The 16204-nt window shown below is 67.1% G+C and carries 4 pseudogenes; all 4 read left to right on the plus strand.

Annotated features, from left to right (window positions below):
- Positions 1–48: 48 nt before the first annotated feature.
- Positions 49–1190, plus strand: a pseudogene (locus NLN62_RS53880) (amino acid adenylation domain-containing protein); the annotation flags it as partial.
- A 69-nt stretch (positions 1191–1259) separates the two neighbouring features.
- Positions 1260–1568: pseudogene (locus tag NLN62_RS51565) on the plus strand (hypothetical protein); the annotation flags it as partial.
- Positions 1559–4642 (plus strand): annotated as a pseudogene (locus NLN62_RS53885) (amino acid adenylation domain-containing protein); the annotation flags it as partial. The pseudogenes NLN62_RS51565 and NLN62_RS53885, both read left to right, overlap by 10 nt.
- Positions 4643–4645: 3 nt before the next feature.
- A pseudogene (locus tag NLN62_RS51575) lies at positions 4646–16155 on the plus strand (amino acid adenylation domain-containing protein); the annotation flags it as partial.
- Positions 16156–16204: the final 49 nt, after the last annotated feature.

A 16204-nucleotide genomic window follows, 5' to 3' on the forward strand; every position in this document is an offset into this window, starting at 1 on the left:
GTAGCCAGGGCGCCGGAGGCGGTGGCGGTGGTCTGTGCGGAGGAGCGCGTGAGCTATGGCGAGCTCAATGCGCGGGCCAACCGTCTGGCGCATCATCTGACCGGGCTCGGGGTGAGGCCGGATCAGCCGGTGGCGATCTGCCTTGCGCGCAGTCCGGCGATGGTGGTGGGGCTTTTGGCGATCCTGAAGGCGGGGGCGCGTATCTGCCGCTGGATCCGGCCTATCCGTCGGCGCGGCTGCGCCAGGTGCTCGACGATGCGGCGCCGCCGCTGGTGCTGGCCGATGCGGCCGGCCGTGCCGCGCTGGGCTGCGAGGCGCTGCTCGATAGGACGGTGGTGGACCTCGACACGGCAACGCCGGCCTGGGCGAACCTGCCGGCCTCCGATCCGGACCCGCGCGCGCTCGGCCTGAGCTCACGCCACCTCGCCTATGTGATCTACACCTCGGGATCATCAGGCACCCCCAAGGGCGTCATGGTCGAGCATCGGGGCTTGGCCAATCTCGGGTTGGCTCAGATCGGACTTTTTGGCGTTTGTTCAAATAGCCGAGTAGTGCAGTTCGCCTCGTTCGGTTTTGATGCAAGCGCCTGGGAGCTCGTTATGGCATTCGGCGCAGGAGCCGCATTGCATTTGCCTGCGGATGAGCTCCGTCAAGCGAGTAACAAGCTGTCGGATTACCTGCGAAACGAAGCCATCACCCATGCGACGTTACCTCCCGCATTGCTTCAGGGAAGCAAAAATCTGGAATGTTTGGCCTCGCAAGTTCTCATTCTTGCCGGAGAGCTGCCAAAGGCTGAGCTCATCCGAAGTCTGGCGCCCGCATCCATTGTCAACGCTTATGGACCTACCGAAGCAACAGTCTGCGCGACGGTTTGGAGTTGCCCAGCTGGATTTGATGGAGACATTGTCCCGATTGGGCGTCCGATCGCGAACACGCGGGTGTATCTTCTGGACGGTCATGGCGCGCCTGTTCCGTTCGGGGCGGTGGGAGAGCTTTACATCGGCGGGGCCGGCGTTGCGCGCGGCTATCTGAACCGGCCGGAGCTGACGGCGGCGCGGTTCATCGCCAGCCCCTTTGTGGCAGGCGACCGGCTGTACAAGACCGGGGATCTGGCGCGCTATCTGCCGGACGGCAATCTGGAGTTCTTGGGCCGCAACGACGAGCAGGTGAAGATCCGCGGCTTCCGGATCGAGCCGGGTGAGATCGCGGCGCGGCTTTGCGAGCATGCCTTGGTGCGCGAGGCGGTGGTGGTGGCGCGCGAGGACCGCAGCGGCGATAAACACCTTGTCGGCTATGTGGTGTGTGCGCCTGAAGCAGCTTCGAACGGGCCGGATGGCGGCGCGCTGGCCGGCGCGTTGCGCGCGCATGTGAGTGCGCACCTGCCGGACTACATGGTGCCGAGTGCGTTTGTGCGGGTTGCGGCACTGCCCTTGACGCCGAACGGCAAGCTGGACCGCCGGCGCTGCCGGCACCGGAGGATGAGGCGTATGCGCGGCGGAGCTACGAGCCGCCGCAAGGCGAGATCGAGACCGCGCTGGCAACGCTCTGGGCGGAGCTTCTGGGGCTAGAGCGGGTCGGTCGGCACGACCACTTCTTCGAACTGGGCGGCCACTCGCTGCTGGCGGTGCAACTGATGGAGCGGCTGCGGCGGCTGTCGCTTGGGGTCGAGGTGCGCACCCTGTTCGCCAAGCCGGTGCTGGCGGATCTGGCGGCGAGCCTTGGCAGCCATCAGGAGGTGGCGGTCCCGGCCAACCTGATCAGCGAGCAGAGTACGGCGATCACGCCAGAGATGCTGCCGCTGATCGAGCTTACGCAGGGCGAGATCGACCGGATCGTCGCCACGGTGCCGGGTGGGGCCGGCAACATCCAGGACATTTATGGCTTGTCGCCGCTGCAGGACGGCATCCTGTTCCATCATCTGTTGGCCGGCCAGGGCGATCCGTACCTGCTGGTCAGTCAGATGGCGTTCGCCGACCGTGGGCTATTGGAGCGCTATCTTGGTGCGGTTCAGCGGGTGGTGGACCGGCACGATATCCTGAGGACGTCGTTTGTCTGGGAAGGCCTGTCGCGCCCGGCCCAGGTGGTGTGGCGCAATGCGCCACTGGGGGTGAGTGAGGTCGCGCTGGCTGGCTGTGATGGTCCCGGCCCCGATGAGCTCCGGCTGAGGTTTGATCCGCGCCGGCAGCGTATCGAGCTTGGCCGGGCGCCGCTGTTGCGGTTTGTGATCGCGCGCGAGGCGGGCGGCGCGCGCTGGCTGCTGCTGCAGCTGCAGCACCATTTGATCGGGGATCACACGACGCTGGAGGTGATGCATGCCGAGGTCCGGGCCGTGCTGGAGGGACGAGAGCATGAGCTGAGCGCACCACAGCCGTTCCGCAACCTGGTGGCGGCGGCACGGCTGGGCGTTGATGCAAAGGCGCACGAAGAGTTCTTCCGGACGATGCTGGCCGACATCGACGAGCCGAGCACGCCGTTTGGCTTGCGCGAGGTCCACGGCGACGGCAGCGGGGCCCGTGAGGCGCAGCGGATGCTGCCGCAGGCGCTCAACGCGCGGCTGCGGGTGCAGGCACGGCGGCTTGGGGTGAGCCTGGCGAGCCTGTGCCATCTGGCCTGGGGCCAGGTGGTGGCGCGCAGCAGCGGCCGCGAGCAGGTGGTGTTCGGCACGGTGCTGTTCGGCCGCATGCATGGCGGCGCCGGTGGCGACCGCACCATGGGGCTGTTCATCAACACCCTGCCGCTGCGGCTTGACCTGGACGGAAGCGGGGTCGAGGCGAGCGTGCGGACCACGCACGCCCGGCTTTCCGAGCTGCTGGCGCATGAACATGCCTCGCTGGCCTTGGCGCAACGCTGCAGCGGCGTTGCGGCGCCGGCGCCGCTGTTCAGTTCGCTGTTGAACTACCGCCACAACATGCCGGCGGCAATCTCCGGCGCCGGCGCCGACGATGGGCTATCCGGCGTGGAATGGCTGGGCGGGGAGGAGCGCACCAACTATCCGCTGACCTTGTCGGTGGAGGACTTTGGCGAGGCGCTCGGGGTGACGGCGCAGGTGGCGGAAGGCGTCTCAGCGGATCGGGTCTGCGGCTACATGCAGCGGACGCTCGAGCAGCTGGCGGAGGCGCTGGAGCGGGCGCCGAACACGCCGGTGCGGGAGCTGGACATCCTGCCGGCCGCTGAGCGGGCGTATCTGCTGGAGGAGCTGAACCGGACGGCGGCGGCGTATCCGTCGGAGGCGTGCATCCACGAGCTGTTCGAGGCGCAGGTAGCCAGGGCGCCGGAGGCGGTGGCGGTGGTCTGTGCGGAGGAGCGCGTGAGCTATGGCGAGCTCAATGCGCGGGCCAACCGTCTGGCGCATCATCTGACCGGGCTCGGGGTGAGGCCGGATCAGCCGGTGGCGATCTGCCTTGCGCGCAGTCCGGCGATGGTGGTGGGGCTTTTGGCGATCCTCAAGGCGGGGGGCGCGTATCTGCCGCTGGATCCGGCCTATCCGTCGGCGCGGCTGCGCCAGGTGCTCGACGATGCGGCGCCGCCGCTGGTGCTGGCCGATGCGGCCGGCCGTGCCGCGCTGGGCTGCGAGGCGCTGCTCGATAGGACGGTGGTGGACCTCGACACGGCAACGCCGGCCTGGGCGAACCTGCCGGCCTCCGATCCGGACCCGCGCGCGCTCGGCCTGAGCTCACGCCACCTCGCCTATGTGATCTACACCTCGGGATCATCAGGCACCCCCAAGGGCGTCATGGTCGAGCATGCGAGCACCGTGAACCTGCTGCAGTGGAGCAGTGCCGTGTTTGCGGAATCAGAGATCAGCCGCATGCTGTTCTCCACCTCGATCAGTTTTGACCTGTCGGTCTATGAGTGCTTCGTTCCGCTGTCGCAAGGCGGCACCCTGTATGTTGTCGACAATGCGCTGGCGCTGGCGCAAACGTCATTGGATGTCACGCTGATCAACACAGTGCCTTCGGCGCTCGCCGCTCTGCTCGACAAGAACGCAGTGCCGGCTTCGGCAAGCATCATCAATCTGGCGGGTGAGCGGCTGAAGGCAGGTCTGATCGAGAAGATCTTCGAGAGCAGTCGGATCGAGAAGCTTTGTAATCTGTACGCACCTTCCGAGACAACGACGTACTCGACCTGGATTTGCATGCCGAGGGGAGAGGCTGTCGTTGAGACGATTGGCCGTCCAATCGCGAACACGCAGGTGTATCTTCTGGACGGTCATGGCGCGCCTGTTCCGTTCGGGGCGGTGGGAGAGCTTTACATTGGCGGGGCCGGCGTTGCGCGCGGCTATCTGAACCGGCCGGAGCTGACGGCGGAGCGGTTCATCGCCAGCCCCTTTGTGGCAGGCGACCGGCTGTACAAGACCGGGGATCTGGCGCGCTATCTGCCGGACGGCAATCTGGAGTTCTTGGGCCGCAACGACGAGCAGGTGAAGATCCGCGGCTTCCGGATCGAGCCGGGTGAGATCGCGGCGCGGCTTTGCGAGCATGCCTTGGTGCGCGAGGCGGTGGTGGTGGCGCGCGAGGACCGCAGCGGCGATAAACACCTTGTCGGCTATGTGGTGTGTGCGCCTGAAGCAGCTTCGAACGGGCCGGATGGCGGCGCGCTGGCCGGCGCGTTGCGCGCGCATGTGAGTGCGCACCTGCCGGACTACATGGTGCCGAGTGCGTTTGTGCGGGTTGCGGCACTGCCCTTGACGCCGAACGGCAAGCTGGACCGCCAGGCGCTGCCGGCACCGGAGGATGAGGCGTATGCGCGGCGGAGCTACGAGCCGCCGCAAGGCGAGATCGAGACCGCGCTGGCAACGCTCTGGGCGGAGCTTCTGGGGCTAGAGCGGGTCGGGCGGCACGACCACTTCTTCGAACTGGGCGGCCACTCGCTGCTGGCGGTGCGGCTGTTGAGCCGGCTGTCGCAGGCGCTGGGTGTAGAGCTGCCGCTGAGGACGTTGTTTGCCAAACCGGTGCTAGCCGATCTGGCGGTGAGCATCGTGGAGGAGTTGAGCCGCTCCGGTCCGCAACACCTGCCGGCGATGGTCGGCGGGTCGCGCGAAGCGCCCCTGGTGCTGTCGTTTGCGCAGCAGCGGCTGTGGTTTTTGGCGCAGCTGGATGAGACCAGCACGACCTATCACATGCCGTTGGCGTGGCGGCTGCGCGGCGTGCTCGACCGCAGCGCCTGGCAGCGCAGCCTTGACCGTGTGTTGGCGCGTCATGAGGCGCTGCGCAGCATCTTTGTCGCCTCGGAGGGCAAGCCCTCGGTTGAGGTTCTGCCGCCGGATGCGGGGCTGCCGGTCATAGAGCACGATCTGCAGGGTATGCCGGATGCAGACGAGGCGCTTTTGGATTTGTGCCAGGAAGAGGCGCGCACGCCGTTCGCTCTGGCGCGCGGCCCGCTGATCCGCGGCCGGCTGATCCGGCTGTCGGACGAGGAGCACGTCTTCCTGCTGACCCAGCATCACATTGTCTCGGATGGCTGGTCGCTGGGCGTGTTGGCGCGTGAACTCAGTCAGCTGTACCGGGCGTTTGAGGCCGGACAAGACGATCCGCTGCCGCCGCTTGCGATCCAGTATCCGGACTATGCCGCCTGGCAGCGGCAGTGGCTCTCGGGCGAGCGGCTCTCGAACCAGGCGCAGTATTGGCGCAACACCCTGTCTGGCGCGCCGGCGCGCCTGGCGTTGCCAACGGACCGGCCGCGGCCGGCGCAACAGTCCTTTGCCGGAGCCAGTGTGCCTGTCGTGATCGATGCAGATCTGACGCGGGGCTTGAGGCGGCTGAGCCGGCAGCATGGCACGACCTTGTTCACGACGGTGTTGGCGGCGTGGGCGGCGGTGCTGTCGCGTCTATCGGGGCAGGACGACATCGTGATCGGGGTGCCGACTGCCAATCGCGGTCGCCGTGAGATCGAAGAGCTGATTGGCTTCTTCGTCAACACCCTGGCACTTCGCCTCGACCTGTCGGGCGAGCCGAGCGTGGCGGAGCTGTTGGAGCGGACGCGGCGCACGGCCTTGGCGGCGCAGGAGCATCAGGACCTGCCGTTTGAGCAGGTGGTGGAGATTGTGCAGCCGCCCCGGCGTCTTGATCACACGCCGGTGTTCCAGGTGATGCTGGCCTGGGGGAACAACGCCGGTGGATCCTTCGATCTTCCCGGGCTGATGGTGGAGATGGTGGGGAATGGGTACGATCAGGTCAAGTTTGATCTGGAGCTGAACTTAAGCGAGCATGGCGAGGTCATCGCCGGAATGCTGGGCTATGCGACCGCGCTGTTCGATCAAGCGAGCATTGCGCGGCAGTGCGGTTATCTGCTGGCGCTGCTGCGGGCGATGGTTGCCGATGCAGAGCAGCCGGTGAGCCGGATTGGGCTGCTGCCGGCCGCTGAGCGGGCGTATCTGCTGGAGGAGCTGAACCGGACGGCGGCGGCGTATCCGTCGGACAAGTGCATCCACGAGCTGTTCGAGGCGCAGGTAGCCAGGGCGCCGGAGGCGGAGGCGGTGGTCTGTGCGGAGGAGCGCGTGAGCTATGGCGAGCTCAATGCGCGGGCCAACCGTCTGGCGCATCATCTGACCGGGCTCGGGGTGAGGCCGGATCAGCCGGTGGCGATCTGCCTTGCGCGCAGTCCGGCGATGGTGGTGGGGCTTTTGGCGATCCTGAAGGCGGGGGCGCGTATCTGCCGCTGGATCCGGCCTATCCGTCGGCGCGGCTGCGCCAGGTGCTCGACGATGCGGCGCCGCCGCTGGTGCTGGCCGATGCGGCCGGCCGTGCCGCGCTGGGCTGCGAGGCGCTGCTCGATAGGACGGTGGTGGACCTCGACACGGCAACGCCGGCCTGGGCGAACCTGCCGGCCTCCGATCCGGACCCGCGCGCGCTCGGCCTGAGCTCACGCCACCTCGCCTATGTGATCTACACCTCGGGATCATCAGGCACCCCCAAGGGCGTCATGGTCGAGCATCGGGGTTTGGCCAATCTTGTAGCATGGCATGTGCAAACGTTTTGTCCGCAGCGAGATACCTGCTGCGCATTCACGGCTGGAGTCGCATTCGATGCCAGCAGTTGGGAGCTATGGTCTGCGTTATGTAACCGCAGCAGATTGCTGCTCCCGCCCAGAGCATCAGCGGGAGATTCTCTCCATCTGTTGAAATGGTGGCGTGATCAATCGCTGGACGTCGCCTTTTTGATCACGCCGCTCGCTACAATCGCGTTAGAAGATAAGCTGATAAATCCTACATTGGAGTACTTGCTTATTGGCGGGGATCGTCTCCAGCGTGTGCCTGGGCCTCTACCAGCGGCTCTCAAGCTAATAAACAACTACGGCCCTACCGAAGTGACGGTCGTGGCGACCTCAGGACGGCTCTTCAGCGACAACGCTGTGCCGCATATTGGCCGTCCAATCGCGAACACGCAGGTGTATCTTCTGGACGGTCATGGCGCGCCTGTTCCGTTCGGGGCGGTGGGAGAGCTTTACATCGGCGGGGCCGGCGTTGCGCGCGGCTATCTGAACCGGCCGGAGCTGACGGCGGAGCGGTTCATCGCCAGCCCGTTTGTGGATGGCGACCGGCTGTACAAGACCGGGGATCTGGCGCGCTATCTGCCGGACGGCAATCTGGAGTTCTTGGGCCGCAACGACGAGCAGGTGAAGATCCGCGGCTTCCGGATCGAGCCGGGTGAGATCGCGGCGCGGCTTTGCGAGCATGCCTTGGTGCGCGAGGCGGTGGTGGTGGCGCGCGAGGACCGCAGCGGCGATAAACACCTTGTCGGCTATGTGGTGTGTGCGCCTGAAGCAGCTTCGAACGGGCCGGATGGCGGCGCGCTGGCCGGCGCGTTGCGCGCGCATGTGAGTGCGCACCTGCCGGACTACATGGTGCCGAGTGCGTTTGTGCGGGTTGCGGCACTGCCCTTGACGCCGAACGGCAAGCTGGACCGCCAGGCGCTGCCGGCACCGGAGGATGAGGCGTATGCGCGGCGGAGCTACGAGCCGCCGCAAGGCGAGATCGAGACCGCGCTGGCAACGCTCTGGGCGGAGCTTCTGGGGCTAGAGCGGGTCGGGCGGCACGACCACTTCTTCGAACTGGGCGGCCACTCGCTGCTGGCGGTGCAACTGATGGCGCGGCTGCGGCGGCTGTCGCTTGGGGTCGAGGTGCGCACCCTGTTCGCCAAGCCGGTGCTGGCGGATCTGGCGGCGAGCCTTGGCAGCCATCAGGAGGTGGCGGTCCCGGCCAACCTGATCAGCGAGCAGAGTACGGCGATCACGCCAGAGATGCTGCCGCTGATCGAGCTTACGCAGGGCGAGATCGACCGGATCGTCGCCACGGTGCCGGGTGGGGCCGGCAACATCCAGGACATTTATGGCTTGTCGCCGCTGCAGGACGGCATCCTGTTCCATCATCTGTTGGCCGGCCAGGGCGATCCGTACCTGCTGGTCAGTCAGATGGCGTTCGCCGACCGTGGGCTATTGGAGCGCTATCTTGGTGCGGTTCAGCGGGTGGTGGACCGCGATATCCTGAGGACGTCGTTTGTCTGGGAAGGCCTGTCGCGCCCGGCCCAGGTGGTGTGGCGCAATGCGCCACTGGGGGTGAGCGAGGTCGCGCTGGCTGGCTGTGATGGTCCCGGCCCCGATGAGCTCCGGCTGAGGTTTGATCCGCGCCGGCAGCGTATCGAGCTTGGCCGGGCGCCGCTGTTGCGGTTTGTGATCGCGCGCGAGGCGGGCGGCGCGCGCTGGCTGCTGCTGCAGCTGCAGCACCATTTGATCGGGGATCACACGACGCTGGAGGTGATGCATGCCGAGGTCCGGGCCGTGCTGGAGGGACGAGAGCATGAGCTGAGCGCACCACAGCCGTTCCGCAACCTGGTGGCGGCGGCACGGCTGGGCGTTGATGCAAAGGCGCACGAAGAGTTCTTCCGGACGATGCTGGCCGACATCGACGAGCCGAGCACGCCGTTTGGCTTGCGCGAGGTCCACGGCGACGGCAGCGGGGCCCGTGAGGCGCAGCGGATGCTGCCGCAGGCGCTCAACGCGCGGCTGCGGGTGCAGGCACGGCGGCTTGGGGTGAGCCTGGCGAGCCTGTGCCATCTGGCCTGGGGCCAGGTGGTGGCGCGCAGCAGCGGCCGCGAGCAGGTGGTGTTCGGCACGGTGCTGTTCGGCCGCATGCATGGCGGCGCCGGTGGCGACCGCACCATGGGGCTGTTCATCAACACCCTGCCGCTGCGGCTTGACCTGGACGGAAGCGGGGTCGAGGCGAGCGTGCGGACCACGCACGCCCGGCTTTCCGAGCTGCTGGCGCATGAACATGCCTCGCTGGCCTTGGCGCAACGCTGCAGCGGCGTTGCGGCGCCGGCGCCGCTGTTCAGTTCGCTGTTGAACTACCGCCACAACATGCCGGCGGCAATCTCCGGCGCCGGCGCCGACGATGGGCTATCCGGCGTGGAATGGCTGGGCGGGGAGGAGCGCACCAACTATCCGCTGACCTTGTCGGTGGAGGACTTTGGCGAGGCGCTCGGGGTGACGGCGCAGGTGGCGGAAGGCGTCTCAGCGGATCGGGTCTGCGGCTACATGCAGCGGACGCTCGAGCAGCTGGCGGAGGCGCTGGAGCGGGCGCCGAACACGCCGGTGCGCGAGCTGGACATCCTGCCGGCCGCTGAGCGGGCGTATCTGCTGGAGGAGCTGAACCGGACGGCGGCGGCGTATCCGTCGGAGGCGTGCATCCACGAGCTGTTCGAGGCGCAGGTAGCCAGGGCGCCGGAGGCGGTGGCGGTGGTCTGTGCGGAGGAGCGCGTGAGCTATGGCGAGCTCAATGCGCGGGCCAACCGTCTGGCGCATCATCTGACCGGGCTCGGGGTGAGGCCGGATCAGCCGGTGGCGATCTGCCTTGCGCGCAGTCCGGCGATGGTGGTGGGGCTTTTGGCGATCCTGAAGGCGGGGGGCGCGTATCTGCCGCTGGATCCGGCCTATCCGAGCGCGCGGCTGCGCCAGGTGCTCGACGATGCGGCGCCGCCGCTGGTGCTGGCCGATGCGGCCGGCCGTGCCGCGCTGGGCTGCGAGGCGCTGCTCGATAGGACGGTGGTGGACCTCGACACGGCAACGCCGGCCTGGGCGAACCTGCCGGCCTCCGATCCGGACCCGCGCGCGCTCGGCCTGAGCTCACGCCACCTCGCCTATGTGATCTACACCTCGGGATCATCAGGCACCCCCAAGGGCGTCATGGTCGAGCATGCGAGCACCGTGAACCTGCTGCAGTGGAGCAGTGCCGTGTTTGCGGAATCAGAGATCAGCCGCATGCTGTTCTCCACCTCGATCAGTTTTGACCTGTCGGTCTATGAGTGCTTCGTTCCGCTGTCGCAAGGCGGCACCCTGTATGTTGTCGACAATGCGCTGGCGCTGGCGCAAACGTCATTGGATGTCACGCTGATCAACACAGTGCCTTCGGCGCTCGCCGCTCTGCTCGACAAGAACGCAGTGCCGGCTTCGGCAAGCATCATCAATCTGGCGGGTGAGCGGCTGAAGGCAGGTCTGATCGAGAAGATCTTCGAGAGCAGTCGGATCGAGAAGCTTTGTAATCTGTACGCACCTTCCGAGACAACGACGTACTCGACCTGGATTTGCATGCCGAGGGGAGAGGCTGTCGTTGAGACGATTGGCCGTCCAATCGCGAACACGCAGGTGTATCTTCTGGACGGTCATGGCGCGCCTGTTCCGTTCGGGGCGGTGGGAGAGCTTTACATCGGCGGGGCCGGCGTTGCGCGCGGCTATCTGAACCGGCCGGAGCTGACGGCGGAGCGGTTCATCGCCAGCCCGTTTGTGGATGGCGACCGGCTGTACAAGACCGGGGATCTGGCGCGCTATCTGCCGGACGGCAATCTGGAGTTCTTGGGCCGCAACGACGAGCAGGTGAAGATCCGCGGCTTCCGGATCGAGCCGGGTGAGATCGCGGCGCGGCTTTGCGAGCATGCCTTGGTGCGCGAGGCGGTGGTGGTGGCGCGCGAGGACCGCAGCGGCGATAAACACCTTGTCGGCTATGTGGTGTGTGCGCCTGAAGCAGCTTCGAACGGGCCGGATGGCGGCGCGCTGGCCGGCGCGTTGCGCGCGCATGTGAGTGCGCACCTGCCGGACTACATGGTGCCGAGTGGGTTTGTGCGGGTTGCGGCACTGCCCTTGACGCCGAACGGCAAGCTGGACCGCCAGGCGCTGCCGGCACCGGAGGATGAGGCGTATGCGCGGCGGAGCTACGAGCCGCCGCAAGGCGAGATCGAGACCGCGCTGGCAACGCTCTGGGCGGAGCTTCTGGGGCTAGAGCGGGTCGGGCGGCACGACCACTTCTTCGAACTGGGCGGCCACTCGCTGCTGGCGGTGCGGCTGTTGAGCCGGCTGTCGCAGGCGCTGGGTGTAGAGCTGCCGCTGAGGACGTTGTTTGCCAAACCGGTGCTAGCCGATCTGGCGGTGAGCATCGTGGAGGAGTTGAGCCGCTCCGGTCCGCAACACCTGCCGGCGATGGTCGGCGGGTCGCGCGAAGCGCCCCTGGTGCTGTCGTTTGCGCAGCAGCGGCTGTGGTTTTTGGCGCAGCTGGATGAGACCAGCACGACCTATCACATGCCGTTGGCGTGGCGGCTGCGCGGCGTGCTCGACCGCAGCGCCTGGCAGCGCAGCCTTGACCGTGTGTTGGCGCGTCATGAGGCGCTGCGCAGCATCTTTGTCGCCTCGGAGGGCAAGCCCTCGGTTGAGGTTCTGCCGCCGGATGCGGGGCTGCCGGTCATAGAGCACGATCTGCAGGGTATGCCGGATGCAGACGAGGCGCTTTTGGATTTGTGCCAGGAAGAGGCGCGCACGCCGTTCGCTCTGGCGCGCGGCCCGCTGATCCGCGGCCGGCTGATCCGGCTGTCGGACGAGGAGCACGTCTTCCTGCTGACCCAGCATCACATTGTCTCGGATGGCTGGTCGCTGGGCGTGTTGGCGCGTGAACTCAGTCAGCTGTACCGGGCGTTTGAGGCCGGACAAGACGATCCGCTGCCGCCGCTTGCGATCCAGTATCCGGACTATGCCGCCTGGCAGCGGCAGTGGCTCTCGGGCGAGCGGCTCTCGAACCAGGCGCAGTATTGGCGCAACACCCTGTCTGGCGCGCCGGCGCGCCTGGCGTTGCCAACGGACCGGCCGCGGCCGGCGCAACAGTCCTTTGCCGGAGCCAGTGTGCCTGTCGTGATCGATGCAGATCTGACGCGGGGCTTGAGGCGGCTGAGCCGGCAGCATGGCACGACCTTGTTCACGACGGTGTTGGCGGCGTGGGCGGCGGTGCTGTCGCGTCTATCGGGGCAGGACGACATCGTGATCGGGGTGCCGACTGCCAATCGCGGTCGCCGTGAGATCGAAGAGCTGATTGGCTTCTTCGTCAACACCCTGGCACTTCGCCTCGACCTGTCGGGCGAGCCGAGCGTGGCGGAGCTGTTGGAGCGGACGCGGCGCACGGCCTTGGCGGCGCAGGAGCATCAGGACCTGCCGTTTGAGCAGGTGGTGGAGATTGTGCAGCCGCCCCGGCGTCTTGATCACACGCCGGTGTTCCAGGTGATGCTGGCCTGGGGAACAACGCCGGTGGATCCTTCGATCTTCCCGGGCTGATGGTGGAGATGGTGGGGAATGGGTACGATCAGGTCAAGTTTGATCTGGAGCTGAACTTAAGCGAGCATGGCGAGGTCATCGCCGGAATGCTGGGCTATGCGACCGCGCTGTTCGATCAAGCGAGCATTGCGCGGCAGTGCGGTTATCTGCTGGCGCTGCTGCGGGCGATGGTTGCCGATGCAGAGCAGCCGGTGAGCCGGATTGGGCTGCTGCCGGCCGCTGAGCGGGCGTATCTGCTGGAGGAGCTGAACCGGACGGCGGCGGCGTATCCGTCGGAGGCGTGCATCCACGAGCTGTTCGAGGCGCAGGTAGCCAGGGCGCCGGAGGCGGTGGCGGTGGTCTGTGCAGAGGAGCGCGTGAGCTATGGCGAGCTCAATGCGCGGGCCAACCGTCTGGCGCATCATCTGACCGGGCTCGGGGTGAGGCCGGATCAGCCGGTGGCGATCTGCCTTGCGCGCAGTCCGGCGATGGTGGTGGGGCTTTTGGCGATCCTGAAGGCGGGGGGCGCGTATCTGCCGCTGGATCCGGCCTATCCGTCGGCGCGGCTGCGCCAGGTGCTCGACGACGCGGCGCCGCCGCTGGTGCTGGCCGATGCGGCCGGCCGTGCCGCGCTGGGCTGCGAGGCGCTGCTCGATAGGACGGTGGTGGACCTCGACACGGCAACGCCGGCCTGGGCGAACCTGCCGGCCTCCGATCCGGACCCGCGCGCGCTCGGCCTGAGCTCACGCCACCTCGCCTATGTGATCTACACCTCGGGATCATCAGGCACCCCCAAGGGCGTCATGGTCGAGCATCGGGGCTTGGCCAATCTCGGGTTGGCTCAGATCGGACTTTTTGGCGTTTGTTCAAATAGCCGAGTAGTGCAGTTCGCCTCGTTCGGTTTTGATGCAAGCGCCTGGGAGCTCGTTATGGCATTCGGCGCAGGAGCAGATTGCCGCATTGCATTTGCCTGCGGATGAGCTCCGTCAAGCGAGTAACAAGCTGTCGGATTACCTGCGAAACGAAGCCATCACCCATGCGACGTTACCTCCCGCATTGCTTCAGGGAAGCAAAAATCTGGAATGTTTGGCCTCGCAAGTTCTCATTCTTGCCGGAGAGCTGCCAAAGGCTGAGCTCATCCGAAGTCTGGCGCCCGCATCCATTGTCAACGCTTATGGACCTACCGAAGCAACAGTCTGCGCGACGGTTTGGAGTTGCCCAGCTGGATTTGATGGAGACATTGTCCCGATTGGGCGTCCGATCGCGAACACGCGGGTGTATCTTCTGGACGGTCATGGCGCGCCTGTTCCGTTTGGGGCGGCAGGAGAGCTTTACATCGGTGGGGCCGGCGTTGCGCGCGGCTATCTGAACCGGCCGGAGCTGACGGCGGCGCGGTTCATCGCCAGCCCCTTTGTGGCAGGCGACCGGCTGTACAAGACCGGGGATCTGGCGCGCTATCTGCCGGACGGCAATCTGGAGTTCTTGGGCCGCAACGACGAGCAGGTGAAGATCCGCGGCTTCCGGATCGAGCCGGGTGAGATCGCGGCGCGGCTTTGCGAGCATGCCTTGGTGCGCGAGGCGGTGGTGGTGGCGCGCGAGGACCGCAGCGGCGATAAACACCTTGTCGGCTATGTGGTGTGTGCGCCTGAAGCAGCTTCGAACGGGCCGGATGGCGGCGCGCTGGCCGGCGCGTTGCGCGCGCATGTGAGTGCGCACCTGCCGGACTACATGGTGCCGAGTGCGTTTGTGCGGGTTGCGGCACTGCCCTTGACGCCGAACGGCAAGCTGGACCGCCAGGCGCTGCCGGCACCGGAGGATGAGGCGTATGCGCGGCGGAGCTACGAGCCGCCGCAAGGCGAGATCGAGACCGCGCTGGCAACGCTCTGGGCGGAGCTTCTGGGGCTAGAGCGGGTCGGGCGGCACGACCACTTCTTCGAACTGGGCGGCCACTCGCTGCTGGCGGTGCAACTGATGGCGCGGCTGCGGCGGCTGTCGCTTGGGGTCGAGGTGCGCACCCTGTTCGCCAAGCCGGTGCTGGCGGATCTGGCGGCGAGCCTTGGCAGCCATCAGGAGGTGGCGGTCCCGGCCAACCTGATCAGCGAGCAGAGTACGGCGATCACGCCAGAGATGCTGCCGCTGATCGAGCTTACGCAGGGCGAGATCGACCGGATCGTCGCCACGGTGCCGGGTGGGGCCGGCAACATCCAGGACATTTATGGCTTGTCGCCGCTGCAGGACGGCATCCTGTTCCATCATCTGTTGGCCGGCCAGGGCGATCCGTACCTGCTGGTCAGTCAGATGGCGTTCGCCGACCGTGGGCTATTGGAGCGCTATCTTGGTGCGGTTCAGCGGGTGGTGGACCGGCACGATATCCTGAGGACGTCGTTTGTCTGGGAAGGCCTGTCGCGCCCGGCCCAGGTGGTGTGGCGCAATGCGCCACTGGGGGTGAGCGAGGTCGCGCTGGCTGGCTGTGATGGTCCCGGCCCCGATGAGCTCCGGCTGAGGTTTGATCCGCGCCGGCAGCGTATCGAGCTTGGCCGGGCGCCGCTGTTGCGGTTTGTGATCGCGCGCGAGGCGGGCGGCGCGCGCTGGCTGCTGCTGCAGCTGCAGCACCATTTGATCGGGGATCACACGACGCTGGAGGTGATGCATGCCGAGGTCCGGGCCGTGCTGGAGGGACGAGAGCATGAGCTGAGCGCACCACAGCCGTTCCGCAACCTGGTGGCGGCGGCACGGCTGGGCGTTGATGCAAAGGCGCACGAAGAGTTCTTCCGGACGATGCTGGCCGACATCGACGAGCCGAGCACGCCGTTTGGCTTGCGCGAGGTCCACGGCGACGGCAGCGGGGCCCGTGAGGCGCAGCGGATGCTGCCGCAGGCGCTCAACGCGCGGCTGCGGGTGCAGGCACGGCGGCTTGGGGTGAGCCTGGCGAGCCTGTGCCATCTGGCCTGGGGCCAGGTGGTGGCGCGCAGCAGCGGCCGCGAGCAGGTGGTGTTCGGCACGGTGCTGTTCGGCCGCATGCATGGCGGCGCCGGTGGCGACCGCACCATGGGGCTGTTCATCAACACCCTGCCGCTGCGGCTTGACCTGGACGGAAGCGGGGTCGAGGCGAGCGTGCGGACCACGCACGCCCGGCTTTCCGAGCTGCTGGCGCATGAACATGCCTCGCTGGCCTTGGCGCAACGCTGCAGCGGCGTTGCGGCGCCGGCGCCGCTGTTCAGTTCGCTGTTGAACTACCGCCACAACATGCCGGCGGCAATCTCCGGCGCCGGCGCCGACGATGGGCTATCCGGCGTGGAATGGCTGGGCGGGGAGGAGCGCACCAACTATCCGCTGACCTTGTCGGTGGAGGACTTTGGCGAGGCGCTCGGGGTGACGGCGCAGGTGGCGGAAGGCGTCTCAGCGGATCGGGTCTGCGGCTACATGCAGCGGACGCTCGAGCAGCTGGCGGAGGCGCTGGAGCGGGCGCCGAACACGCCGGTGCGGGAGCTGGACATCCTGCCGGCCGCTGAGCGGGCGTATCTGCTGGAGGAGCTGAACCGGACGGCGGCGGCGTATCCGTCGGAGGCGTGCATCCACGAGCTGTTCGAGGCGCAGGTAGCCAGGGCGCCGGAGGCGGTGGCGGTGGTCTGTGCGGAGG

The sequence above is a fragment of the Bradyrhizobium sp. CCGUVB23 genome (assembly GCF_024199885.1).
Lineage (GTDB): Bacteria > Pseudomonadota > Alphaproteobacteria > Rhizobiales > Xanthobacteraceae > Bradyrhizobium.